We start from the raw sequence: 25,576 nt of genomic DNA, 5'->3' as shown, positions 1-25,576 counted from the left end.
ACTTTTTCAGGAAAGAAAAAATCGGACACGGGGGAATCTTAGAATCTTTCTGAACGGCGGCCGTCACTTCAGCAGGGGAAAATTCTGCTGACGGAGCGCTTCGTAGACAATGATGGCCACACTGTTCGAAAGATTGAGCGAGCGGATGGCATTCGTCATAGGCAGCCTCAGGCACCTGTCTTTATGTGCGGCAACAAGATCTTTAGGAAGCCCCGTCGTCTCCCGCCCGAAAAAGAAATAATAGCTGCGGCCGGGGTCGCTGAAATCAAAATGGCTGTACGGGCGGCTGCCATCGGTTTCCACAAAATAAAATTCTCCTTCATTATGTTTATTAAAAAAATCATCCAGAGAATCATAGTAATGAATATCCACGGAAGGCCAGTAGTCCAGCCCGGCCCTTTTCAGGTGCCTGTCGTCGGTAGAAAATCCGAGCGGCCGGATCAGATGAAGCGAACTGTGCGTGCCGGCACAGGTTCTGGCGATATTGCCCGTGTTGGGAGGAATTTGCGGCTGGTAGAGAACAACATGAATGGTCATGAAACGTGTACACCTCGAAAAAATCAGGATTCCGAATGCGCTTTCGCGCCCGGCCGCCTGAAGAAAATCCATTTTATTATAACATGATCCGGCTCAGCCCACATCACTTTCCATCGCGGATATGAAAAAATTTATACTGAATCCGATCCGTCCAGGCGGGCGAATCCGTGTACGCCCAGTCGCGATGACGTGCGTCGTACGTGTGAGCACTGACGAGCGGCTGACCGGAAGGAGCAAGAGCCGTAACGAGGGTGTTGTGATTCCAGCGGCCGTCGCCTTCGAAATCGTAGCAAATGACATCGCCGGGTACCAGTTTGTCCGGTTTGTCTGTTTCCACAGCGCCGATCAGATTGCCGCTCCGGCTCAGATACCAGCGCAGATTATTAGCCACCGCCCAGCTGAAACTCCAGTTCGAATACTGCTGCCACCAGCCCCTGTTCCGGATCGGCTGGCCGTTCATTTGAATGCCGCCGGCAAAAAGGCACTGCGAAATGAAGTTGGTACAGTCATTTTCGATTTTCGGAAAAGCGGGGTTGCGCCTGTTCCACCAGACTTCGGCATAGCGGACAGCGTTAAGCCGATTATAAGATCCTCTGAAATGCCCTGCCTTCGGATCTTTTCCCGATGCAGAAGGCGCTGAAGCCGGTGTGCCTTCCTCTTTTTTTAAAGAAGGTGTCCGCAGGCCGTCGGCCACGATGCTGCTTCCGCGCAGAACGGCCTGTCTGTCCTCGATCCTTTCTTCCAGATAGAACCGGCCGCTTTGTTTGATCAGCCATTGCATGTGCAGACGATAGTCGACCACCTGATCCTCTCTTTTTTCTTCGATCCGGGCCACTCTTGTCCGGCCGATTGCTTTTTCAATCTCACAGTTTGTACTTTTCAGCCGTAAGCTCCTTCTCTGCAGCCGCAGCCGTTCGTCGGCGTTCAATACGATATCAAAATCGGCCGGCCGGTTCACCCACCATTCACACAGCTTCCCGACATGTGCCTGAAAAGATGCTTCCCAGTCTATTTCGATCACCCGCCGTTGACGTTTTTACGTCATACCTATGCAGGGGCCATGAAGTTCATGCTCCCCGAAAAAAAAAACGTCAAACGGCCAGACGTTTTAAAATTCCCGCAGCTGCCAGCGAAGCAGCAGGCGCTCTATATCGTTTCGGACTTTTTCATCAGTTTCTTTCTCAAGCAGCGTTTGCAACGTTCCAATCATTTCTTCATACACGCCGCTTTCTAAAAGGTTCCGCATTTTCCCAAGCGACCAGACGGCGGCCCGGCGAATGACCGGACGCGGATCTTTTTCAAGCAGATGAAGCAGCTCCGGTGCGGCAGTCACATCCTTGTAATTGCCGAGCGCAAGAACCGCATTGCGCTGAATCGGTTTCTTCCCCCGCCAGGATCCGGATAATTTCCCGAAAGTCTCTTTAAAACTGCGATTGGAGAGTGTAAGCAGCGGCTTAAGAAGCGGCCGCGCCAGTTCCGGATCAGGCTCCATTTCATCATGAAAGTGGCTGTCCACACCGCAGTTGTAAGGACAGACCTGCTGACAGGTATCGCATCCATAAACCCGGTTGCCGACGGCCCTGCGGTAGTATTCAGGAATATCCTGTTTCGTCTGGGTCAGAAAGGCGATGCATTTGTGACTGTTCAATTGACCGCCCTGAACGATCGCCCCGGTCGGGCAGCGGTCAATGCAGATCGTGCAGTCTCCGCACAGATCTTCGGCAGGCCTGTCCGGCGGAAAAGGAATATTCGTCAGCATTTCACCGAGATAGACGTAGGAACCGAATTCTTTTGTGATCACATTCGTATTCTTTCCGGACCAGCCGATGCCCGCCCTTTCGGCAACCGCCCGATCGGACAGTTCCCCGGTATCCACCATGTTTTTGAATCGGGCACCGGGAATTTCATCGATCAGGAATCTGCCCAGCTTTTCCAGGCACTCACCGACAAGCTGATGATAATCCGTCCCCCATGACGCCCGGCAAAATGCGCCGCGGCGGTTTTCCTTTGTATTTTCAGGGCGGACGGCCATCTTCTTCGGATAGGCGAGAGCGACCGCAACGATCGACTGCACGCCTTCCATCAGCAGCGACGGTTCCGCCCGCTTCTCAATATCTTTTTTCTCAAATCCGGACTGGTAGCCGAGCTCCCGCTGCAAGTAAAGTCTGGCCTTCAGCTCGGTAAACGGTTCCGCTGTCGTAAAGCCGATCTTGTCGGCACCGATTTTTTTGCTGAAAGCAATCAGTTTCTGTTTCAGAATGCTGTAATCCGTCATGCCGCGCACTCCTTTCCAAGGCGGCTTATCTGCCGGAGACCCGCCGGAATTGTGGTAAACTGAAAAAAGAATGATATTCAGGAGGCGTGTCATGGTCGATATCTCTGTTTCCGCAAAGCTTAAAAATCTTATTCCCGATTTCAAAGCCGGTATCATTAGTTATCATCATATCGTGATTGCCGACCTGCCGCAAATTATTTCCGAACGGCTCCCGCTTTTTTATGAAAACATACGCCTTTCTCTGGAAAGCCACCCGATCAGCACTATTGAAGGGGTCGAGGAATGGCATCGGATCTTTAAAAGGACAGGCACCGATCCTTCCAGATACCGGCCTTCGCAGGAAGCGCTGCTTCGCCGTATCCGAAAAGAAGGACGTCTGCACACGATTCACTCGGCTGTCGATCTCAACAATTTTTTCAGTGTCCAGTACAGCATTCCACTGGGGATCTACGACCTTGACCGTTTGGAAGAACCGATCCGGATCACGATCGGCACTGCTGAAGACCGCTATGAAGCTCTGAACGGCAGAACAATGAATATGGAAAACAAAATTGTTTCCGCCGACCGCGAAGGCGCGTTCGGAAGCCCGATCGTCGACTCGCGGCGGACCTGTATCACGGAAAAGACAACCGGTGCGCTGCAGATCGTTTATATCCGGCCTTCGATGACGGCCGAAGAGAGCCGCAGAATGATCAGAAAAATAGCCGCGATGTTCACACAAATTCACGGGGGAGAAAACGAATGGAAGATCATTGAATAGAATATGATTTAATCATTCGAAGCCGGAACAGAGGTTCCCGCCCGGTCTTCACATATACTAATTTCTGGCAAGGAGTGAATCTATTGAACTCAGATCTTTTCAGTATCGATTATTTTAAACAAGCACTGCGCCTTCAGATTGAAAAAAACAGCGACGCATTCACACCCGTTCAGGCAATGAACAGCTATTACCACACGGTTGTTTCGGCAATCATCCAGGACCGGATCAATAAAAATTTTGAACTGATCCGCCGCATCCGCAATCTCGAATCTGCGTATAAAGCCGTTAAAACCGAAATTGTCCAACAGCAGCAGTAAAAATCGCCGAAGTGCAAAAAGCAGAAGACAGACGGTTTCTGCCTTACGGACCGAAACCGTGCACCGATGCGACGCAAAGCCGTCTTAAAAGCTTTCCGAGCTGAAAACGGCGCATGGATTGCCGAAAATGTGACGGGGCTGCCCCAGAGTCGAAAAATCACGATAGGGACAGCCTCTTTTTCGTCTTTTACTTTAATTAATCGATTTTCTCAATTCGACCTGGTGATTGGAGCCTCGGTGTTTCTAAATTGGTTCACGCTTTTTTTGTAGAGCCGTTTTGTCGGCCGGAATCGGTATTTTGAAGCAGGCCTTCGCTTTTGTTTTCTTATAGTGGGGTCCGACGTCATATGATAGATTTTTTTCGAACTCGGATATATCTTCTGACTGCCCCGCAGTTTCCCGATTGTACAATCCAGTTTGATTCTGAGCCTTCGTAAAGTCAAAAGTCACTGTCACACTGTTGCCGCCCTGATTTACTCCTATGTGGGCAGTCAAAAGCAACCTCCGAAACACGAAGTAAAGCGCTGCCTATCTTAAACAATTGTTCAAAGTGTATTTTTTATACTTAAGGGACTATTCATATGGCTCACCCACATACAGGAATGTATGTTTGTGTTTCCTGTATAATAGTGATATATTGACAATAATTAATAAAATATTCCCTTGAAGACGAAGCCAAGACATGCCTTCAGCTAGTGACATAGAAAATGCCCAGTTAAACGCCGCTCAATCATTCATCCAAAAGATTACAAATTTGGAACAATACTTTTCCACGACAGCACTGACGCTAGAACAAAAATTTGTCGTTGCCGATACCCCCTTCTTGGAAGTGGATTTTAATGTTTCCGGCACGATCAAGACTAAAGGATCAAACGCCGTTACAATAACTGTTGAAAATGGAGAAACATTAGCAACAGAATTTGATGTGCTGGGCGGACTCACTTCATTGGGAGCAACTGCTAATGTAGATATGACTAATCCGAAGCAAATGATCTCTTCACTCGCTGCCTCTGTAAAAACTGGCAGTATTCAAGTCGAGATTGAACAGCCAGATTCTCCTGAAGGGGTTCTCACCGTTTCACCCTCAGCTATATGGGAAAATATCCCGGTAACAACTTCATATAACACGGAAGCAGAGGTTAAACTGACCTTTAAGTACCGTAATAGTATCAGTTTTCCCAATGTTGCATTACCAAATACCGAAGAAATTTATGCGTTGAACCAAAATATACAAGAAATTAATGTGCCGTCTGCGATTGCTTATCAAATATTAGGCTCAATACAAAATGTATACGGAACTGTTGCGGATGATGCAGCTACCCTTGGAACAGGAGAAAATGCAGGTAAGGCTATTGCAGCAGTTATAACTGTTCTTTTTATTGTTGTTGCAGCAGCAGCTTTATCAGCAGCGTAAAAATTTGATTCATGATAGTTCTCTATGATTGAATTACATCACTCAAGGGACTATCATGGATATACATATTTGCAAATTAAATAAAGATACCTATTTACAGTTTATATATATTGGAACCTCATATAAAAATCAGACCACAAAATTTAATTAATTCATATATGGACAAACACATTAGAAATAGGGGACAAAGAGAGCAGCACAGCAAGGAAGTGCACAGGCGATGATTGGATATTATATTTTTTGTTTTTTTTGGATTTTTTGTGTAGTTATTTCGGCAGGTGTATTTCAAGCAAATTATAACAATATTCCTCATTTTCTGCAGGCTGTTCCCTATATTGGTACAATCATTTTTTTTATTTTTGATATTGTTCTACTTAAAAAACGAAAGTTAAGGCCCTCCGTTTTTAAATCACTTTTAGTTGCTCTACTAGGTGGAATTGCTGCTGCAATCACAGAAGTTTTTATTAAATGAGTGGGCTGTCTTTATCTTCCTTTGTGGCTATATCCATAATTTACGATTAAAACAGCAATGATAAAAAGCATCCCATAAGGTACAAATACCAGTGCAAATGATGTTAATTTGACAATGTGAAAGCAGGCTTCAATCAAAGCGGGAATGAATCCAGTAATTATAAATACACTGAATATATAAGTTAATAGTTTTTTTTGTTCATATTTTAGTATTCTCCTTAGTTCCTATAAATTGGACTGTGTCACTGTTATGTAAAAATACTTACGAAAATTGTGACTAACACAACAGCTCCATCCAAAAGAAGACTATCTGAATATAAAAAAATGAGCGAGGGTTCTGTGTCGGAGTCTATGATCTCAGTTATAATAAAGCGGACTAAAACCAAATTCTAAAGCAGAGACTCAAGGATGGCTCAATTCCCAATTACTCTAGATGAACAAACTTCTGCATCAATTATTTTTTGGCGGCGCAAAAAATTCAGGCATGAACGCGCTTTCGGAGGCGATTTTAAATCAAGTGATAAACTTAAAAGATGCACAAGTATTCTAATCCCTTGCTGGTTTTGGATTTTTCCCGAATAGTTTGGCTCAGGGCGCTGCATTTGTCAGCTATTTACGATAGCTGACAATCAATTTTTCAGGAAGTCTTTTGACAATCTTATCGATGGCTTTTTCAGACAGAACGGGTCGTCCTCGGATGCTTCTTGAAATAAGCTAATAAGCTGTTGGACCGCTTCGATAAAACTCATATCAGCGAGTTCATCGACCATCAGATAAAATAGCTTGCCCAAGGTTCGATCGTCCTTGTTTTGAGCGGCATTGGCCGTCAAAATTTGTTTGATCAAAAGACTGCCACTGCAATACGAGCATTAAAACCGGACGTCCGTTTTCCAGAACAGGACCGACTATTTCGAGTTCAGTCCATTTTATAGTATCTGTTTGTTCAGTACACCCAGCGATGGTTCAAATCCAGTGGCAAAAAGTAACGAAAAATAGCCAACGACCACTTGAACATTATTAAAATACATGTTCAGAGTCGCACAGGTCAGAAAAAGTGCATGTTTTCTTGCCAATTTGTGATTTTCTAAGCACATATTATCAAAAAAGGTATCAACCGTTGATACAACAAGTTTTTTAAATGAACTGACAAATCCTGAATAACATTTGGGAAGTGACGACTTGACTAAAATTTATGGTTCCTTATTCTTTATTGTATTCTTTCTCGCGCTCCTTGCAGGCATTTTACAACGTTTTTACGCCTCCATTCCTCATTTCTTACAGGCCATTCCGTTCGTACTGTTAAGTGTGATGGTTGGATTGGGTTATCATGCAAAAAGGAAAAAAATTTTAGATTGCCCTTATTAAGATCGCTTCTTGCTGCAGCACTCGGCGGTATTGCTGCATTAATAATCATATTACTCTTTTTTTAATGGCCCTTCTCCCTCTTCTTTTTATTTCTGTGATATCTAATCTTAGGTATAATAAAAGTCAACCAAAAAATTAAGACCAAGAGAAAAAAGATCCATAACCAGACTAGCAGATGAGTAACTACTTCAATAATTCCCGCAATAATCGTAGCCCACAAAATTAAATGAAGAGTCATCCCGGATCTTGGACGTTCTTTATTTTCACGCAATGTGCTGTTTTTCTGTTTATTCATAAGAGATATCCCCTCCTTCGTTCCTATTTTCAAGTTTAGCCCAATGTTGAGTGCCAAAATTTTTATTCTTATAACACTTTTTTAGTATTCTTTGAAGAATTCTCTTTATGCTTTTCCCCGCACCGATGGCCTAAAACTCGTTAGAGCCATCTTCCCCCTCAGGCTAAGAAAGATTTGAATAAGAACGATAAGCTGCAACGGCCGCATAACTGCTGAAACTCTACAAATTTGACTTAATACCCCTTTCAATTGCTTCAGCCAATCCCTGCGGATTCTCCCATGCCATGGAGTGGCCTGCCTGCTTAACAATTTCTATATTGACTCCGCGCGCCGCCAGTACCTCCGAATCTGCATCAGGCAGCGAATATTCTCCGAAGATAAAGGTTCTGGGGCATTCAAGCGAGTATAATATATCTCTCCACGATGGACTGGCTCCGTCTGCAGCTGATTTCGATATAAGATATGCGGCCTTTGGCGACCACAAGGACAGTGACGCTGCCCACATCGTGTTTCCATTTGTTCTGCTTTCCCGGATCAGCTTGTTAAAGCCGTCCCGCAGAAATTCGTTCATATTAAAATCTGCGATATACTTGCTTGTCGAGCCTGCACTGCTTTTATCCAAATTCGATTCACTTAAAATGATCGTTCTAATCCTTTCCCGGCACTTGGCAGCTAAAGAAAGGGCCACAGCCCCGCCTAAACTATGACCGAACAGGATAAATGATTTGAGCCCCATCGCATCAATAAAATCGCGCAGGTATTCCGCGTGCGCATCGACTGAATAGCTAAAATTCTCCGGTCTATCACTGAATCCGGCACCCAAAAGATCGACCAGCAAGCAGCGATGCCTTTCCAATGCTTCCTGTGCGGCCACCTGCGGATAATCAAACGAGCCGGCACATCCAAGCCCATGAATAAATAAAATCGGTACATCTTTTCCCGGAATATCATGATAGCGAAGGATAGCATTCGCTCTCCGGACAAAATATTCGTTCAAAAGACCACATCCTAATGATTTCAATATAATAATTACGGTAATTATAACAGGATGAATAGTAAAAAAACATGTGTACCGTACTATAACATATGTTTTTCGAAATTCTCAGCATGAGAAAAACTGAAACCTTTTTATTAACCCGGAATATGAGAACTCAAGTAATTTGTGCAGTTCCTCGCGCAATATTTTCGCTGCCGTTAATAGAACCGGAATCCCTCAGGCTAACGGAGAGGACAGGTAAGGTTGTTCAAGAACGTCGGACGGTGCATAAAATATCGATAGGAATGAAGTAAAAAGCTGAAAAAAATTGGGAATGGACTTTTGTTGGCTCGCCCGGATTCAACTTGAATTTTCGGCGCGACATTTTGGCGGTTCGGTGCGACTTTGACCTGATTCGGTGCGACCGCTCTGGTTTGGTGCAACTTCCTAACGTTTCGGTGCGACATTTGGGCATTTCGGTGCGACTTAAACCTGATTCGGTGCGACCGCTCAGATTTGGTGCGACTTAAACTCGATTCGGTGCGACTTAAACCTGATTCGGTGCGACCGCTCTGGTTTGGTGCGACTTCCTAACATTTCGGTGCGACATTTGGGCATTTCAGTGCGACTTTGACTTGATTCGGTGCGACCGCTCTGGTTTGGTGCAACTTCCTAACGTTTCGGTGCGACATTTGGGCATTTCGGTGCGACTTAAACTTGATTGGGTGCGACATTTTGGCGGTTCGGTGCGGCTTAGACTTGATTCGGTGCGACCGCTCTGGTTTGGTGCGACTTCCTGACGATTGGGTGCGACATTTGGGCATTTCGGTGCGACTTAAACTTGATTCGGTGCGACCGCTCTGGTTTGGTGCAACTTCCTGACGATTGGGTGCGACATTTGGGCATTTCGGTGCGACTTAAACTCGATTCGGTGCGACCGCTCTGGTTTGGTGCGACTTCCTGACGATTGGGTGCGACATTTTGACATTTCGGTGCGACTTAAACTCGATTCGGTGCCACCGCTCAGATTTGGTGCAACTTCCTAACGTTTCGGTGCGACATTTTGGCATTTTGGTGCGACTTAAACTCGATTCGGTGCGACCGCTCTGGTTTGGTGCAACTTAGGCCGCATTCGGTGCGACTGATCAGGTTCGGCTCAACTATGTTTCAGCGCAATCTTCTCTGGCTTGGTTTCAGCTATTCTAAATCTGATCGGACTGCTGCACAGTATCCGTCAATTGCACTTTTTCTAACAGTTTATCACAGAGCGGGAAAGGACATTTTTTGTCATGAAACGTCAGACTGAATCACGGAACGACCGGAACGGCGAGTCAACGGCTATTTTTTACATGGCAGATTCAACAGAAGCATGCTGCCTGTGCTGCTTCGTGTAAACAACTTTTTTGTATTTATCAGTCTGCACAAAAAAAGAGCGGCTCCCGGACGAGAGCCGCTTCATTAAAATTTTTCATGGATCACAGGCGGCAAATGTTCATTGGACAGCGATCTTCACAATGACAGATCGCTTTAATGTAATTTACATCCTTGATCACAATTGATCCGTGATAATAGCCGATAGCCCCGTCATTTTTCCATGACTGAAGCATACGGTTGACGGTTTCCCGGGTGGAACCGATCAATTGAGCCAGGTCGGAGTTCGTCAGGCCGATGGTGTAGTGAATGCCATCTGCCTCCTTTTTCCCGAACCCATGAGCCATTCGAATCAGTGTAGAGGCCAGTGCCCCGTTTTTCCCGTAAAAAAGCAGGTCGCGCATCTTGATCTCCGTATATTGGTTCATCAGCCCGATCCATTTCATGAACTCAAAGGAGAGGCCGATATTTCCTGTCAGCAGCGCCTCGACTTCTTTCTCGGCAATCACACCGATTGTACAGTCTGTGACACAGTTAGCGGTAAACGAATATTCGTCGTATCCGAAACAGCCGAGTTCTCCGAACAAATCATCCGGAGTAAAATAGTGCAGGACGAGATCTTTTCCATCGTATGCAGATTTAAAAACCTTCACGCGGCCTTTAATGACATAATAGAGCTTGTCGGAAGGATCCCCTTCCCAGTAAATGCTCATGCCCTTTTTGAATTCGGTCTCGACCATTACGTTTTTCAACGCTTCCAGACTCTGTTCCGAAAACATGGCCGTATTGCTCATCTGTTCCTGTAAGGCAAATGCCGCACTTTCCATACGGATCACACCCTTGCCAATCAATGAATTTTCTTGTCTTCATTATACAAGATAAATTCCATTAATTTAACTGCTTGTGTGACAAAAATCATACAAATTTGCTAATTCGGCAAACTTATCCCTCAAGCAGCAATGTTTCGGGATCTTCCAGCAAAGTTTTGACCTTAACAAGGAATTGCACTGCTTCACTTCCGTCGACGATCCGGTGATCATAGGAAAGTGCGATATACATCATCGGCCGAATTTCAATTTTATCTCCTTCCGGCGTTGCGACAGCCACGGGGCGTTTTTTGATTCCGTGCATGCCGAGGATGCCGACCTGCGGAGCATTGATAATCGGAGTGGACATCAGAGAACCGAATGTTCCGCCGTTCGTAATCGTGAACGTCCCTCCCTGAAGATCGCCCAGTGTCAGGCGGTTCGTTCTGGCTCTGGTCGCCAGATCCTTGATCGAGCGTTCGATTTCGGCAAATGTCAGGCGGTCCGCCTCGCGGACAACCGGGACGACAAGCCCCTGATCCGTTGCAACGGCAATGCCTATATCGTAATATTTTTTGACGAGTATGTCCGTTCCGTCGATTTCCGCGTTCAGGAGCGGGAAACTTTTCAATGCGCCGACCACGGCTTTTGTAAAGAAGGACATGAAGCCAAGTTTTACGTCATGTTCTTTGATAAAAACTTCCTTGCGGCGCTTTCTGATTTTCATAATAGCCGTCAGATCCACTTCGTTGAAAGTAGTCAGCATGGCCGCCTCGTGCTGGACAGAGACAAGCCGGGAAGCAATGGTCTGCCTTCTGCGCGACATTTTCACACGGTCAACCGGTTTCGTCGGATCTCCGGCCGGGGATAGTGATTGTTCGGCAGGCTGCCGGACCTTATTTTCGGAAGCGCTCTGCCGTGCGACGTCATCGAGTCTGACACGTCCGAGCGGATCACTGGTCGGAACGGTGTTCAGATCGATTCCTTTCTCCCTGGCCAGTTTCCGCGCAGCCGGAGAAGCCGGACGCAGATCGGCGCCGCTCTTCCGGGCAGGCTGCTGCTCTTCCTTGGCCGGGGCAGGTGTTTCTGCAGGAGCCGGCGTTTCTGTCAGAGTCGGTTTCTCTTCCGGAGCCGGTTTCTCTTCCGGAGCCGGCTTCTCTTCGCTCTTCGCTCCCGAAGCCTGGCCTGCCGGTTTCCCCGTTCCGGAACTTTCATTTTCATCAAGCAGTGCAATGACCTCACCGACTTCAACCGTATCGTCCACGTCCTTCTCAATTTTTTTCAGGACTCCGGAGTGTTCCGCGCTGATCTGTATGTTGACTTTGTCGGTTTCAATCTCAGCGATGTCGTCCCCCTGGTTGACTTTGCTGCCGACATTGACCAGCCACCTCACGATCGTTCCTTCCGTAATGGACTCGGCAAGTTCCGGTACTTTAACTTCGATCAATCTGATCCCCTCCAAATGAGCACAATGTTAATTTAATGTTTTTTGCAAAGTTTCTGAGATGATGCGTCGCTGTTCCTGTTTATGAAATTCGGGTTCGCCGGTCGCCGTGCTGGAACGTTGCGGGCGGCCGATATAGCTTAAATCAATTCCTGCCGGTAAAATGCTGCGCAGCCGCGGTTCAATATAACTCCAGGCGCCCATATTCTTCGGTTCTTCCTGGAGCCAGACAATTTCTCTCAGTCCAGGATATTTGCCGAAAAACTTCTTCAATGTTTCCCCGGGAAACGGATAAAGCTCTTCTACGCGCAAAATGTGGAGCCATTCAAGGTTGGCCGAGCCGGCTGCGATCTCAACCTCAAGATCGACCGCGACCTTTCCGCTGCAAAGCGCCAGCCGCCGCACTTTTGCAGGATCGCCGCCTGTCAGCGGCTCTTCAACGATGCTGCGGAAGTGGCCTTCAGACAGATCTTCCGGAGAAGAAGTGGCTTTCGGATGGCGGAGGAGGCTTTTCGGCGTCATGATCACGAGCGGACGGACCACGTCGCTGTTCAGAATCGAAGCCTGCCGGCGCAGAATGTGAAAGTACTGGGCGGGCGTCGTTAAGTTGGCAACGACCCAGTTATTCTCCGCCGACAGCTGCAGGAATCTTTCCAGACGTCCGCTGGAGTGTTCCGGCCCCATTCCCTCATAGCCGTGAGGCAGCAGGATGACCAGCCCGGATTTCTGGCCCCATTTCGCTCTTCCGGCAGTGACAAACTGGTCGAACATTACCTGCCCGACATTGGCAAAATCTCCGAACTGCGCCTCCCAGATGTCCAGAGTCTCGGGAGCGAACACATTGTAGCCGTATTCGAAACCGATAACGGCCGTTTCCGACAGCGGACTGTTACGAATATCAAACGAGGTGCGGACGCCATTAAGATAATGGTAAGGCGAATAGGAAATGCCTGAATCGACATCGTGAAGCACGGCATGGCGGTGGGCGAACGTGCCGCGTTCAACATCCTGGCCCGTAAACCGGATCGGTGTTCCGTCCTTGAGGATCGAGGCGAAAGCGAGCGATTCACCGAGTCCCCAGTCAATTTTCCGCCCGCCGTTGAGAGCCGTTTCACGGCGCTTCAGGATTCTGGCAAGTTTCGGATAAACGTGCAGTTCTTCCGGCCAGTCAAGCAGCTGCCTGTTCAGATCCTTCAATTCGTCAATCGGCACTTTTGTCTGGATATGGTCGAGCGGCTCCGCCAGTTTTTTCGGAAAAGGCGTTTCCTTCAATCCCTTTTTCTGTTCTTCACGTGATTTGTTGTAAATGAGCTGCAGTTTGTCCACGAGATGTTTTCTGTACTTTTTCAGTTCTTCCCCATTGACGACGTTTTCGTCTTCCAGTCTTTTTTCGTAAAGGCTGCATACGGTCGGATGATTGTGGATCGCATGGTAAAGGAGAGGCTGCGTTGCTTCGGGATCATCGGATTCATTGTGCCCATAGCGTCTGTAGCCGCACAGATCGATCAGAAAATCTTTCCGGAATGTCTTGCGGTACTGATAGGCCAGACGGATCGCGCTCAGGCAGGCTTCCGGATCATCGGCATTGACGTGCACGATCGGTACTTCAAATCCTTTGGCCAGATCGCTGGCATAGGCCGTCGACCGCCCGTCCTCCTGATCCGTCGTGAATCCGAGCTGGTTATTGGCAATAATGTGGATTGTCCCGCCGGTGTTAAAACCTTTCAGCCGGCTCAGATTGAACGTCTCCGCAACGACGCCTTCGCCCGGGAATGCGGCATCGCCATGGATCATAATCGTAAATGCCTTCTCGGTATCCTGATCCGGATACCCCTCTTTCTCGCGATTATCCTGTGCGGCGCGTGCATAGCCTTCGATTACCGGATCGACAACCTCCAGATGGCTCGGATTGTTTGCCAGGGTGACCTTCACCTGAAACGGACCCTGGGCCGCATTTCCATCTCCCGTATACTGAAGCAGGTACTTTTTGTTTCCTTCCTCAATCGACCGGGCCGCACCCAGGTGGTATTTCACGTCGCCGGTCCAGCCGTAGTTGATCCCTTTTGATCCTTCCGAAGGAACCATACTTTTGATCGGCGCATGGACAAATTCCGCCATAATTTTTTCATAAGGTTTGCCGAGAATGTGAGCCAGCACACTCAGGCGTCCGCGGTGCGCCATACTAATCATAATCTGCTTCGTTCCGTCGGCGACGCCGCACTGGATCAGTTTGTCAAGCATCGGTACGAGCACATCCAGCCCTTCAATCGAGAACCGCTTCTGCCCGACGAATGTTTTATGGAGAAAATGTTCAAATGTTTCAACCTTGCCTAATTGCTTCAGTAAAATTCTCTTTTCGATATCGCTCATTTTCGATTGAAAGCGTTTTCTTTCAATGGCTTCATTCAGCCACTTTTTTTCCTTTAAATCCTGAACGTGGCTGAACTCGTAGGCAAGCGAACGGGAATAAAGATCACGCAGATAATTGACGACGTCCAGTGCATTGCGGACTTCATCGGGTGCCTCGGCCCAGACAACGCGAGAGGGAATCGCTTTCAATTTTTTTGGCGATAAATTAAACGCGGCCAGGTCCATCAGGTGCGTTTCGACAATATGATGTTCACCGAGCGGATTGACATGGGCCAGCAAGTGGCCGTAAGTCCGGATCCGTTCGGCAAGCCGGACGGCCCCCACCGCCTGATCTAGATCAAAGCTGTTTTCAGCCGCACCGTATTCAGGGTTGGGATGAACTTTAAACGGGTTCTCAGCGATGCTCTTCGGTCTTCCCCATTTATCGAACAGATCGCGCAGTGTAGGATCGACCGTATCGGGATCTTCGAGAAATTTATCATACTGTTCATCGACATAACCCAGATTGAGACCGGAAAAACTCTGCCACGGGTTTGTCTTGGCTAACGTTTCATTAACGGACACTTTGCATCGCTCCTCATTATGATGATTCCAAATAATTCTTAATTCTGAGATTTTAAAAAAACAACCGATCCTCATCCCAAAGCGTCTGCTGTTCCCTCTAAAAAATACTTGTTCTTTTCTTGCAAACTCATTTTAGCACATTGAATTTGAAGTTTAAATTGTTACGATATAGTGAAATGATGATTTTTTGTAATCGTTTCTATGCATTTTCTCAGTTCGGAGTCTTGACATATTTTATCCTATGTGGGTAAAAATAACCTGAATGGGACAGCCGCCTTGATGCTTTCTTTTTTTGAAACGGCCTGTCATGTTATAATAGATAGTTGAATGCCCCGGCTGTCCGCGTGTGAAAACGGACAGAATACGGTACATGTTTTGAAGAAAGAGGGTCGGGATTTTGGAAGCACTGAAAGCAGGGACGGTCGTCACTCTCGAGATTGCCCACAAATCGCCGTTCGGTTATTTTCTGACCGACGGCGCTCTCCAAGTACTGCTTCACGAAAACGATATAGTTCAGCCGTTTGACGAGCACGTGCCGCAACAAGTTTTTCTCTACCAGGATCATCAGGGGAGACTGGCTGCGACAATGCATATTCCGGATATCCGGCTGGGCGTTTACAACTGGGCAGCGGTTTCCGGCATGCACAAGAAATACGGTGTGTTCGTCGACATCGGCATCAACAAGGATATTCTTCTGTCAAAAGACGACCTGCCGGACGAATGGCAGGACTGGCCCGCCGCAGGCGATCATGTGTACTGCAGCCTGAAGCTCGATAAAAAGGACCGGCTGTTTGCCAAACTTGCCGATGATCCGATCATGCACATGCTGTCCGTTGCTGCTCCCGAGGATCTTTTTAATCAGGAACTCGATGCCGACGTATACCGGCTTCTGCTTGAAGGAGCCCGCGTGATCACGGATAAAGGCTACCTTGGTTTTATTCATAAAAACGAGACAGAAGGCAGGCTACGTCTCGGACAAAACGTCCATTGCCGGGTGATCGATGTCAAGGAAGACGGGACAATCAATCTCTCGATGCGCCAGAGAAGCTATGAATCGATCGACCAGCATGCCGCGGCGATTCTCCGGTACATGGACGGCCGGGGGGGCGCCATGCCCTATTCGGACAAAAGCCTGCCCGAAGATATCCGCAGCAAGTTTTCAATCAGCAAGGGCGACTTTAAAAAAGCGCTCGGTAAATTGATGAAGGAAAATAAGATCTACCAGAAAGAAGGCTGGAGCTACATCCGGGGAGCTGAAAAGGAATGAATCGCTGCGCCTGTGCCAGGCTGAAAGAGGGCGGACAAAAAAAGGCCTGTTCGGAAGATACGAACAGGACCGGACCCGGACGTTGAGGCTATCGATTGAGACAGTTCAAAAATTGCCGGACGATACTTTGCGGATCCGGGCTTCTCGAAATGGCAGAAATGACGGCAACTCCGTCGGCGCCCGCCGATAGGATCGCGGGTACATCGGCCGGAGTAATGCCGCCGATCGCGACAATCGGCAGCGGATAACGAGCAGCGCCGAGCCGCCGGATCAGCGCGGTGCCGATCGGCGATTCAGCGTCCGGCTTCGACTGTGTGGGTTGGTATGGACCGACGCCGATGTAGTCCGCACCTTGCTCACGTGCACGTTCTGCCTCTTCAAACGAATGTGCGGAAACGCCCAGCCACATTTTGCCGCCGATTTCCCGGCGGACGGCCCGAGCGCTTCCGTCTTTCTGCCCAATATGGACACCGTCCGCTTGCAATCGAACGGCCAGATCTACATCGTCATCTACGAAAAAAGGCACATGATGGGAACGGCACAGATTGAGTGCATTTTTTGCGAAATCAATCCGTTCCTGTCCCTTTAACGACCGGGGTCCCTTTTCACGCCACTGAAAGCAGGTAACGCCGGCTTCCAATGCCAGATTGATTGTTTTTAAAGGATCCTCTCCGCACCCGTCCTGAGAACCCATGATGAAGTAAAGAGACAGGGCTCTTCTTAATGCTTCCCGTTCTTTCGTCATGATGACACCCCTTTTCTCTGCGCCGGCCGATATCCTGGTTTCATGGAACCGCGACCTCCTCCAGGTCAGCGTATTTTTGAATTTTTTCTTCGCTAAGCGTGTACAGCTCATCCATCAGCAGCTGGCGGAAAGTTCCCGGCCCCCCGCTTTTTTCACCGGCAATCTGGCCGGCGATCGCATAATTGGCCGAACCGGCAACCGATGCTTCCAGAAAATCGCCTGAAACTGCGGCATAGCCCGCCTGAATCACACCGTTCAGACAGCCTGATCCCGTCATAACGGGAAAGAGCGGATGGCCGTTGTGAACGAGACAGGCCTTTGCCCCGTCCGTGATCGTGTCGGTCTTTCCGGATACGGCAACGACAGTGTGATAGCGCCGGGCCACGCGGACGGCAAGCGGCAGGATATCGCCGCCCGTATCTCCGGCGTCGACGCCCTTCGCTCCCCAGTCTTCCCCGGCAATGGCGGCAATTTCACCGGCATTGCCGCGGAGAATGGCAATGTCCAGCTCATCGAAAAAGTTCCTGACCGTACTCAGGCGAAACGAAGTTGCGCCCGCCCCGACCGGATCAAGGACAATCGGAACGCCGGCCCGGTTCGCTGCATGCCCGGAGATCATCATACTTTCTATTGAATAGGGTGTTAAATTGCCGATGTTCAGTTCAAGTGCATTGCTGCCCGCTGCGATTTCGGCGACCTCCTCATGAGCTTCGGCCATAATCGGCGAAGCGCCGATAGCCAGCGCGCCGTTGGCCGAATCGTTGATCGCCACCCGGTTTGTGATCACATGCAATAACGGATTCTGCCTGCGGACCGCGTTCATTTTTTCAATCAATAAGTCAGGTTCGATCATGAATATCCCCCTCCGTACATCGTTGTTGTTATTTCCGATTCCAATCGTCCATGCCGTAGCTCATATCCCAGAAGTTCAGTTCGTAATAACTGCTCTGATAAAAAATATGAAGCATACGCTCCTTCTCATGATCATCCGCGCCGCGGCTTAACTTGTCCCAGATTTTTCTTTCAACCGCCACATTTTTTTCCAGAGCGTCGGAGCTGTATTCCGCAATCCAGTTTTGAAAAATTTCCCGCTTCGGTGCGGCATTTTTCAATCTCTGTCCGATCTCGGAATAAAGCCAGGGGCAAGGCAGCAGAGCAGCCATGGTGCGGCAAAGCCTGCCCTGGCAGACCACACAGTACAAGTGGGCAATATACGCATAAGCAGCAGGTGCGGGACGAAAAGCCGCCCACTCCTCGCCGCCGACTTGCAGATCCGCAAAGAAGCGGCGATGCATCTGCAGCTCCCCTTCCGCCAATCCGACGGCGATATCGGAAAGCGCCGCCACAATCTTCGGATCATCTGCCTGCGCTGCCGCCAGTCCGTGGATCTTGGCAAATTCCCTGACATAATACGCATCCTGTTTCACATAAAAGCAGAATTTATCAAGCGCCAGCGATCCATCCCGAATCTCCTGGACAAAAGGATGGTTGAAGCTTTGTTCCCACAAAGACTGATTGGCCAGTCTTGCTCTTTCTGAAATCTCCACTCTCTAACCTCCCGACTTCAAAATAAGAAACCTGAGTTTAATTGAACGGCATCGTCCGGAGAAGGGGCCGCTCGGCTTTGCTGTTTCGGTCCCGGCGATTTTCGGGCGCAGAAAAAAACCGCTTTCTGATAAAAGCGGCGGATAGATCTATGTAGTTAAATCAAGCATTCTTTATAGATCAAATCGAAACCACTTTCCTACGCCAGCATCGCCTGGATCAGGTTCAAAGGGTCTTGACATTGTCAATCTCAGCAAAAAGCTCCCCCAGTGGACAACATTATTCAATTAACTTCACCCTATCACAGATGTTTTCACCTGACAAGATTTTAGCTTCCCGCAGGCAGCATAATACATATTTTGTTTCCGGCGGTCAGGCCGCTTCCCTGCGGACCATGAATCTTTGAAATCCCATACCGATAAAATAGACGGCAGATTCAAAGCTTGTGATAAAAAAGCTGACCGGCGCGTTCGTATAGTAACCGAGCACCAGTCCGACCCACACCCCGGCAACGGCAAGCAGCGAGGACAAGAGGATCATGCCGAAAATAGACTGCGTATAAAAACGGGCGGCTGCGGCGGGGACCGTCATCAGTGAAAAAACGAGCAGGGCGCCGACGATCTGAACCGTCACGCTGACGGCAATGGACATCAGCAGAAGAAATCCGATTGAAATCCAGCGGATCGGGAGTCCGGCTGCCTGCGCGCCTGTCTGATCAAAAGAATCAAATTTCAGCCAGCGGTAGCCGGCGGCCATCACAAAAATAACCAGTACGGTCAGAGCGATGATCAGCCATACATCCCGCATGTCGATACCTACGACACTCCCGAATAAAATGGTCTGCAAAAAACCCGATTGCGCATTTGAAAGCGACAGGAACAAAATGCCGATCCCAAGAAAGAAACTGAGCACAACGCTGACAGAAGCGTCGCGCCGAAAGATCCTGACGCCAAGCTGCCCGATGCCGAATGCACTGAGCAGCGTGAAGAGCAGCAGCCCGGCAAGCGGGTCGATACCTGTATATACAGCAAAAGAGGCGCCGGCAAAACCAATATGCGAGAACGTGTGCGCAATGAAGGAGAGGTTCCTCGCAATGACAAAGACACCGATCGTTCCGCACATGATCGCAATCAGAGTTCCCGCTATGAACGCATGCTGCATAAAATCATACTGAAACATCGTCGGACCTCCCGAATACATGACAAATTTTCATAGTACAGTCTTCTCCATCCCTGTTTTTCTGAAAGAGGGCTCCGTTTATACAGGCTGCTTTCCCAACCGTTTTTTCCGGTCTCCGGACGGATGAATACCGGCAGGCAAACGATAGACGGAGTTCAGCGTCTGCGCGTCCGGCAGTTCATCCGCACTCACGATGTCGTAGCTCTCGGGAGAGAGAATCATGATCCGGTCCGCGTATTTCTTCACAAGGTGAAGATCATGGCTGATAAAAATGACGGTCAGCTTTTGATCCCGGTTGATTTTCCTGACAAGCTGCATCATCTTTTCCTGCGCGTACGGATCAAGATTGGCCGTTGATTCATCAAGCAGCAGAAGATCAGGATCGCGGATAAGTGCCTGTGCAAGAAAGGCCCGCTGCCTTTCACCCCCGGACAGCCTGCCGACCGTTTTTCCGGCGATCCGCTGCGTATCTGTCAGCATCATGACCTGCTTCAGGTGCTCCCTTTCTTTTTTCAGAAGCCACGGAAAAATGCCGGACAACTGGCCAAGTGAGATGAAATCCCTTGTTTCGATCGGCGTTTCTTCATCAATGGTCCTGGACTGCGGCACGTAGCCGATCACCGCTTTCCGCCTGTCTGTCTCCAAAACAATCCTGCCGTCCTGAGGCGCGATCAACCCGAGAATCGCCTTAAGCAATGTCGTTTTTCCCGCACCGTTCGGACCGATTATCGCCAGCATTTCCCCGGCGGAAACATTAAAGGACAGATTGTTGAGAACGTGTTGCCCGTTAAAGCTGACTTGCAGATTGCTGATCCGGACATCGCGAAGCACATAGATGACCCCCCGCAGATTATAGATTAATAGTTTCAATGATTCTCAATTTCCTTCAGTTCACCGATTATCCGGCATTTGAACCCTCTCCGTGGGGCGGCTTCACCATAATCCCGACGGCCGGCTGTTTGATCTTTCGGCAGACAGACGATTGCGGAGCTGCACGCCGGAGTCTACTTTCCACTTCTGCCGCAAATAAGTGAATACTTTAAATCGTAATTATTACGGTTTAGGCACTTAAAAAGTGTACCCGCTGTTTATTATTTTGTCAAGTCCTTACCCTGTTGACGCAGGCAAATAAAGTTTGCTTACAAAAAAGGTGCTTACTGAGAATAGGCTGTTGCACAGCCGCAGCGAACCGTTCCTTAAATTGATAGGAATGAAATAAGGAGCCAACAAAATAGCGGATGGAGAATTTTTTTCATGCTGACCTCAGCCAAGTGCAACTTGAATTTAGGAGCGGCCTGGCCCGATTCGGTGCGAGTTTTCAGTGATTCGGTGCATCTTAGGCCTGGTTCGGTGCGACCGCCCAGGTTCGGTGCAACCGCCCGGGTCCGTGCGACTTCTCAACGATTCGGTGCGGCTTAAGCTTGGTTCGGTGCGACTGTTGCTTGATTCGGTGCGACCGCTTTTTTGGGTGCAACTTTTCAACGATTCGGTGCGACTTAGGCTTGGTTCGGTGCGACATTTGGGCGTTTCGGTGCGACTGTTGCTCGATTCGGTGCGACCGCCCAGGTTCGGTGCAACTTCTCAACGATTCGGTGCGGCTTAGGCCTGGTTCGGTGCGACATTTGGGCGTTTCGGTGCGACTGTTGCTCGATTCGGTGCGACCGCCCAGGTTCGGTGCAACTTCTCAACGATTCGGTGCGGCTTAGGCCTGGTTCGGTGCAACATTTGGGCGTTTCGGTGCGACTGTTGCTCGATTCGGTGCGACCGCCCAGGCTTCCAATTCAATCGGATCGGATTGTTTGCGCAATCCGTCAGCTGCACTATAGTCCCTTTCTTAAGCAGAAAAATATTTTCAGATTAAATGCATGAGTAAACAACTTTTCTACACGGAAACGATAATTCAATGAAAATATGCTGCCTGCGTTGCTCCGTATGGACGACTTTATTTTCATTTATCACTGAAATGCATCTTATGATGATTCTTCCATTTATCTAAGCCGGCAGAATACGTCTCTCATTTTTTGAAAATCGCCGGCTGAAGTGCAGCAGCAGCCGAAATAAGGTATTTTTTTGATAAAAAGAGGCACTCGGCACCGTTATGAAATTCATTCACGCATCCAGCGGAGCCGAACATGGCGGAATAAAAGAAGACGTTTCAACAATCGATTTTTCGACCGTGAGACGCCCCTTGCCTTTATAATGAATCCAGAGATTTGAATATGGCGCTGGCGCAATAACGACTCCGCCGGAACAGACGCGCTTTAAACTGTCGGTTTTTTTAATTTCCGAACGGCAAAATTCGAGTGAACATCTGCCGAAGAGCCGACCTTCCGGAACTGTTACCGCGGCAGGCCGGCGCCGATCATCGGCCGGCTGTCTTTTGGCCTAACCTTTATAAACATAGAGCGTCTGTCCGCCCGCCTGCTGCGAGTTCCCCGAAGACCACTCGCTGGCCGGCACCTTGCTGCAGTTTTTCTCAATCCACTGCAGGACACTCTGGTTCGATCCCATGCGATTCCCGCCGGAAATCAGAAAATACTTCACTTCGCCCGCCCTGGCCATTTTGGCAAGTTTGGCAGCATCCACGGCCGGATCGCTGCCCTGAAATCCGCCCATCGCCATAACGGCGTAATTGGTATTCAGCATGATCGAATAAGCGGACTGGGCACTCTGGACGGCCAGAATGAATTTTTCACCCTTATCATGTTTTTCAAGATAACTGAGCAATTTCTTGTCCACTTGTCCGTTCATTCCGCCTCCCTGGGGAGAGCCGAACCGCATCTGCCGCACTCTGTCTGCCGATAAAGCCGGCAGTCCGGACCCGGCAGGCCGTTCGCCATTCTGGAATTGTCCGCCGAACTCGCGGTTCTGCCGGGCAGCGAACTGAGCCGAGCCGCCTCCGTTCCCGCCGAATTGAGATGAACTCGGGCCCGCGACAGGAATCGAACTGTTTGTCTGATTAAAGGTCGACGGCAACGTCCAGTAAATCGGAGCAACAAGCAAAATAATCAGACCCGCCGCAGCGGCATACACCTGGCTGCTCCGTCTGTCCTGGCCGCGGAAAGCGGCGGAGACCGCAAACAGGATCAGGCCTCCTGCAACCGCCAGATAAATCCATTGATTGGGCAGACTGTTCTGATAAAGAATCAAAGCTTCAAAAAGCATCGTCACAAGAAGTGCGGCCGGAAGCAGCCAGCTCGTCCAATTTTCCCGTTCTGCTCTGTAAAATTTCCACAGGACTGTAAAAGCAATGCCCGTCAGCGCGCCGATTGCCGGACCCATTATGCTGAGATAATATTGATGGAAGAAACCGGCCACGCTGAAAAAGGCCATCATCGGAATGAGCCATCCCAGCCAGAAAACGGCAAACTGACCCTGTCTGGTCAGCTTGCGCAGGCGCAGGAACGAGACAACAAGACCGACGATTCCGAAAAGAATAAAGGGCAGCAGCCAACTGGCCTGACTGGAAAGAGCCTGCGAGAATAAGCGAAACAGCCCTGCCTGGCCGGTGTTAAACATTCCGCCGGCCTGCCCGTTCCCTGCCATCTGTGCCGGCCGGTCGGCAGACCCGCCCGTTTGTGCAGACTGGGACCGGCTGTTCTGCGACCCGTTTGCCGTTGTGCCGCTCCGGCTGCCGAACGTACCGGTTCGCTGTGCATCGCTGCCTGTCTGCTGCCCGCCTAAATCAGGCTGCCGGGAACCGCCGGCCTGATTTCCATGTCCCTGCTGGCCCGTGAGACGGGATACACCGTTATATCCAAAAGCCAGTTCAAAAACCGAATTGGTCTGACTGCTGCCGATGTAAGGACGATCGTTTGCGGGAATCAGCTCAACAGCCGTGGCCCAGGAAAAAGAAACGGCAAGAAGAACGACGGTGGCAACCGTCAGATGCAGGAGACGTTTTCGCCAGGTCGTTTTCATTGCAATCCAATAATACAGATAAATGGCCGGAAGCACCATGAAGGCCTCAAGCATTTTCACGTTGAACCCGACTCCGACCAGAATCACGCTGACCACCAGCCAGCGCATCCTGCCTTTGTCAACGGCCCGCATCAATGCCCATGCCGCCGCCAGCAGAACGAAAATCAGGATGCTGTCGACGTTGTTCGTACGCACGATAGCCACGAAGATCGGCGTCGTTGCCAGAACCAGTCCTGAAATAAAAGCAGCCGTTTTTCCGAACTTATCTTTTACAAGGACATACAGCAAAGCCACGGAGGCGACTCCGGCCAGGGCTTCCGGAAACAGCACGCTGAAATTGCTCAGTCCGAAAATTTTCGCGCTTAAGACCTGAATCCATAAAGCAACAGGCGGTTTGTCAACCGTGATAAAGCCGGCCGGGTCAAATGAAGCGAAAAAGAAGTTATGAAAATTTTTCATCATACTCTTTACGGCAACGGTGTAGTATTCATTCGAACTCGCATGGTTCAGAAGATACAGATTCAGAAAAGCCGAGAGAGCCACAACTCCAAGTAATAAGAAATCAAAGTGCCCGGTCTTTTTTTTCAAAGACTATTCCTCCAAATCTTCGCCCCGGACATTCGGGCCGTTCCGGATCGGGCCGCCCTGTCCGCTATCGTCGGCGCTATAAAAATCATAGAATCATTATCATGCTTGATTCTTAATTTTTTCTTAAGCGGCCGGAAGCGAAAATTTTCGGAACTTAGACTTGAGCTTTTTTAATAGTTGGTCACAAGGACCTCATCAATTCTCCCTCTCTTGCTGCCGTCGGCATTGATCAGACGGCTCGTCGAGGAAAAAGTAATATGATAATTATTGTACATCTGCTTAATAAAAGGCGTCGCCGAATTACTCATCAAAACGAGAGTCCCGCGGCGATCCAGATCCGCAAATAAATCATGCAGCCTGATCTGATCTTTTTTGGTAAATCCGTCATTACTGTAGCTTGTGAAGTAAGATGTTGTCGAAAGCGGATCATACGGAGAATCCAGATAGACAAAATCTCCTTCCTCTGCATCTTCCACTGCTTCAGCAAAATCGGTCGCCATTATTTTCACGCGGTTTTCGCGGAAATAGCGGCTGACCCCTCTCAATGTCCTCTCATTGACAATATTGGGCCGGCTGTACTTTCCGAAGGGAACATTAAAATGCCCTTCCTTGTTGACACGAAACAGCCCGTTGAAACAGGTTTTATTCAAATAAATAATACGCGACGCCTTTTCAAGATCGGACATTTTCTGATAATCTTCATTCAGATCCAGATCGCGGATTTTATAGTAGTAGCTCTTTTCATTGCGGTGTTTCTCCAAATCCTTGATCAGGCCCTCGACGTCGCTCTGTATCACCCGATAGACATTCATCAGCTCTTCATTAATATCGTTAATCACTGCATCGGCGGGCTGCAGATCGAATAAAACCGCTCCCGCTCCGACAAAGGGTTCGTAGTACCGGCGAAAATGCTGAGGGACACAGCTGCGGATATCGGCAAGCATTCTCCGTTTGCCGCCCGCCCATTTTAAAAACGGTTTGACACGCTCGCTATTCAATCTCTTTTGCCACCTTAATTTCTCAAACGCAGCCTCGTACATGTCAATGCGACTCCCGCAACATCGGGGCACATGCACGCGGGGAAATCTGAATGCCCGTTCACATATCCATGGCACGCATTGCGGAAAAACAATCGAAAATCGGATTATAAAATAAAAGATCAAAAAAAAGCGTCATCCAGCGCTCTTCCAAAAAGGTATGTATCGGCGGTCGGGGTCGAATCTCCTACATTGGCGGAAGCCGATTTTGAATCCCGATTTTAACCCGCCCGTTCACAAAATCAGCTATATGCCAGCCGTTTCGACCGTTCGGAGAAAAACGTTTCACAAGACTATGACTAATTATGAACATATTGCATACCGCTGTC

21 protein-coding genes and 1 riboswitch are annotated in these 25,576 nt (G+C 48.9%); of the genes, 5 read left to right on the top strand and 16 right to left on the bottom strand.

Features of this window, described 5'->3' with window-relative positions; translation table 11 throughout:
* Positions 1–63: 63 nt before the first annotated feature.
* From trmL to queG, 3 genes are all read right to left on the bottom strand, one after another.
* Positions 64–537 carry a tRNA (uridine(34)/cytosine(34)/5-carboxymethylaminomethyluridine(34)-2'-O)-methyltransferase TrmL gene (gene trmL / locus OYT88_RS12635; RefSeq protein ID WP_274400488.1) on the bottom strand — a complete coding sequence of 158 codons (474 nt, stop codon included), beginning with the start codon at positions 535–537 and terminating at the stop codon, positions 64–66.
* A gap of 103 nt (positions 538–640) precedes the next feature.
* Positions 641–1,558: an amidase domain-containing protein gene (locus tag OYT88_RS12630; RefSeq protein ID WP_274400486.1), complete on the bottom strand. Its 918-nt coding sequence runs from the start codon at positions 1,556–1,558 to the stop codon at positions 641–643.
* An 87-nt stretch (positions 1,559–1,645) separates the two neighbouring features.
* A complete protein-coding gene (gene queG, locus OYT88_RS12625; RefSeq protein WP_274400484.1) occupies positions 1,646–2,812 on the bottom strand; it encodes a tRNA epoxyqueuosine(34) reductase QueG in 1,167 nt (388 codons plus the stop codon).
* Positions 2,813–2,903: 91 nt separating this feature from the next.
* Between queG and OYT88_RS12620 the strand changes: the two genes are divergently transcribed.
* From OYT88_RS12620 to OYT88_RS12605, 4 genes are all read left to right on the top strand, one after another.
* Positions 2,904–3,572: a B3/B4 domain-containing protein gene (locus OYT88_RS12620; RefSeq protein ID WP_274400482.1), complete on the top strand. Its 669-nt coding sequence runs from the start codon at positions 2,904–2,906 to the stop codon at positions 3,570–3,572.
* A gap of 74 nt (positions 3,573–3,646) precedes the next feature.
* Positions 3,647–3,889 carry a protein YvfG gene (yvfG, locus tag OYT88_RS12615; RefSeq protein ID WP_443217514.1) on the top strand — a complete coding sequence of 81 codons (243 nt, stop codon included), beginning with the start codon at positions 3,647–3,649 and terminating at the stop codon, positions 3,887–3,889.
* A 682-nt stretch (positions 3,890–4,571) separates the two neighbouring features.
* The gene (locus tag OYT88_RS12610) at positions 4,572–5,303 is read left to right on the top strand and encodes a hypothetical protein (protein ID WP_274400479.1); all 732 of its coding nucleotides are present in this window, start codon (positions 4,572–4,574) and stop codon (positions 5,301–5,303) included.
* Positions 5,304–5,523: 220 nt separating this feature from the next.
* A complete protein-coding gene (locus OYT88_RS12605) occupies positions 5,524–5,775 on the top strand; it encodes a hypothetical protein (RefSeq protein WP_274400478.1) in 252 nt (83 codons plus the stop codon).
* 628 nt (positions 5,776–6,403) lie between these two features.
* Here the strand turns inward: OYT88_RS12605 and OYT88_RS12600 are convergent.
* The 6 genes from OYT88_RS12600 to OYT88_RS12575 all read right to left on the bottom strand — a co-directional run bounded on the left by OYT88_RS12600 (position 6,404) and on the right by OYT88_RS12575 (position 14,965).
* Positions 6,404–6,619: a hypothetical protein gene (locus tag OYT88_RS12600; protein WP_274400689.1), complete on the bottom strand. Its 216-nt coding sequence runs from the start codon at positions 6,617–6,619 to the stop codon at positions 6,404–6,406.
* 81 nt (positions 6,620–6,700) lie between these two features.
* Positions 6,701–6,847, bottom strand: a complete 147-nt coding sequence (locus OYT88_RS12595; RefSeq protein ID WP_274400477.1) for a hypothetical protein — start codon at positions 6,845–6,847, stop codon at positions 6,701–6,703.
* 807 nt (positions 6,848–7,654) lie between these two features.
* Positions 7,655–8,431 carry an alpha/beta fold hydrolase gene (locus OYT88_RS12590; protein ID WP_274400475.1) on the bottom strand — a complete coding sequence of 259 codons (777 nt, stop codon included), beginning with the start codon at positions 8,429–8,431 and terminating at the stop codon, positions 7,655–7,657.
* 1,454 nt (positions 8,432–9,885) lie between these two features.
* Complete coding sequence (locus tag OYT88_RS12585; RefSeq protein ID WP_274400474.1) at positions 9,886–10,608, bottom strand: Crp/Fnr family transcriptional regulator; 723 nt, start codon at positions 10,606–10,608, stop codon at positions 9,886–9,888.
* 115 nt (positions 10,609–10,723) lie between these two features.
* A complete protein-coding gene (gene odhB / locus OYT88_RS12580) occupies positions 10,724–12,034 on the bottom strand; it encodes a 2-oxoglutarate dehydrogenase complex dihydrolipoyllysine-residue succinyltransferase (RefSeq protein WP_274400473.1) in 1,311 nt (436 codons plus the stop codon).
* Positions 12,035–12,061: 27 nt separating this feature from the next.
* On the bottom strand, positions 12,062–14,965 hold the full coding sequence (locus OYT88_RS12575; protein ID WP_274400472.1) for a 2-oxoglutarate dehydrogenase E1 component: 2,904 nt from the start codon (positions 14,963–14,965) through the stop codon (positions 12,062–12,064).
* Between the two features lie 397 nt (positions 14,966–15,362).
* Between OYT88_RS12575 and OYT88_RS12570 the strand changes: the two genes are divergently transcribed.
* A complete protein-coding gene (locus OYT88_RS12570) occupies positions 15,363–16,232 on the top strand; it encodes a CvfB family protein (protein ID WP_274400471.1) in 870 nt (289 codons plus the stop codon).
* An 88-nt stretch (positions 16,233–16,320) separates the two neighbouring features.
* Here the strand turns inward: OYT88_RS12570 and thiE are convergent, their stop codons facing one another.
* The 7 genes from thiE to OYT88_RS12535 all read right to left on the bottom strand — a co-directional run bounded on the left by thiE (position 16,321) and on the right by OYT88_RS12535 (position 25,250).
* Positions 16,321–16,977, bottom strand: coding sequence for a thiamine phosphate synthase (thiE, locus tag OYT88_RS12565; RefSeq protein WP_274400469.1), 657 nt, complete (start codon positions 16,975–16,977; stop codon positions 16,321–16,323).
* Positions 16,978–17,017: 40 nt separating this feature from the next.
* Positions 17,018–17,830, bottom strand: a complete 813-nt coding sequence (thiM, locus tag OYT88_RS12560) for a hydroxyethylthiazole kinase (RefSeq protein WP_274400467.1) — start codon at positions 17,828–17,830, stop codon at positions 17,018–17,020.
* A 28-nt stretch (positions 17,831–17,858) separates the two neighbouring features.
* Positions 17,859–18,524, bottom strand: a complete 666-nt coding sequence (gene tenA, locus OYT88_RS12555; protein WP_274400466.1) for a thiaminase II — start codon at positions 18,522–18,524, stop codon at positions 17,859–17,861.
* Positions 18,525–18,701: 177 nt separating this feature from the next.
* Positions 18,702–18,800, bottom strand: a riboswitch (TPP riboswitch).
* 94 nt (positions 18,801–18,894) lie between these two features.
* Positions 18,895–19,701: a metal ABC transporter permease gene (locus OYT88_RS12550; protein WP_274400464.1), complete on the bottom strand. Its 807-nt coding sequence runs from the start codon at positions 19,699–19,701 to the stop codon at positions 18,895–18,897.
* A 78-nt stretch (positions 19,702–19,779) separates the two neighbouring features.
* A complete protein-coding gene (locus OYT88_RS12545; RefSeq protein ID WP_274400462.1) occupies positions 19,780–20,571 on the bottom strand; it encodes a metal ABC transporter ATP-binding protein in 792 nt (263 codons plus the stop codon).
* Between the two features lie 1,515 nt (positions 20,572–22,086).
* Complete coding sequence (locus OYT88_RS12540) at positions 22,087–24,210, bottom strand: glycosyltransferase family 39 protein (protein WP_274400460.1); 2,124 nt, start codon at positions 24,208–24,210, stop codon at positions 22,087–22,089.
* 170 nt (positions 24,211–24,380) lie between these two features.
* A complete protein-coding gene (locus OYT88_RS12535) occupies positions 24,381–25,250 on the bottom strand; it encodes a DNA adenine methylase (RefSeq protein ID WP_274400447.1) in 870 nt (289 codons plus the stop codon).
* Between the last annotated feature and the right edge of the window lie 326 nt (positions 25,251–25,576).

The sequence above is a fragment of the Sporolactobacillus sp. CQH2019 genome (assembly GCF_028765345.1).
GTDB lineage: Bacteria > Bacillota > Bacilli > Bacillales > Sporolactobacillaceae > Sporolactobacillus.
Note: the sequence above shows the minus strand (reverse complement) of the source record. Positions and strands in the feature narration are given on the sequence as shown.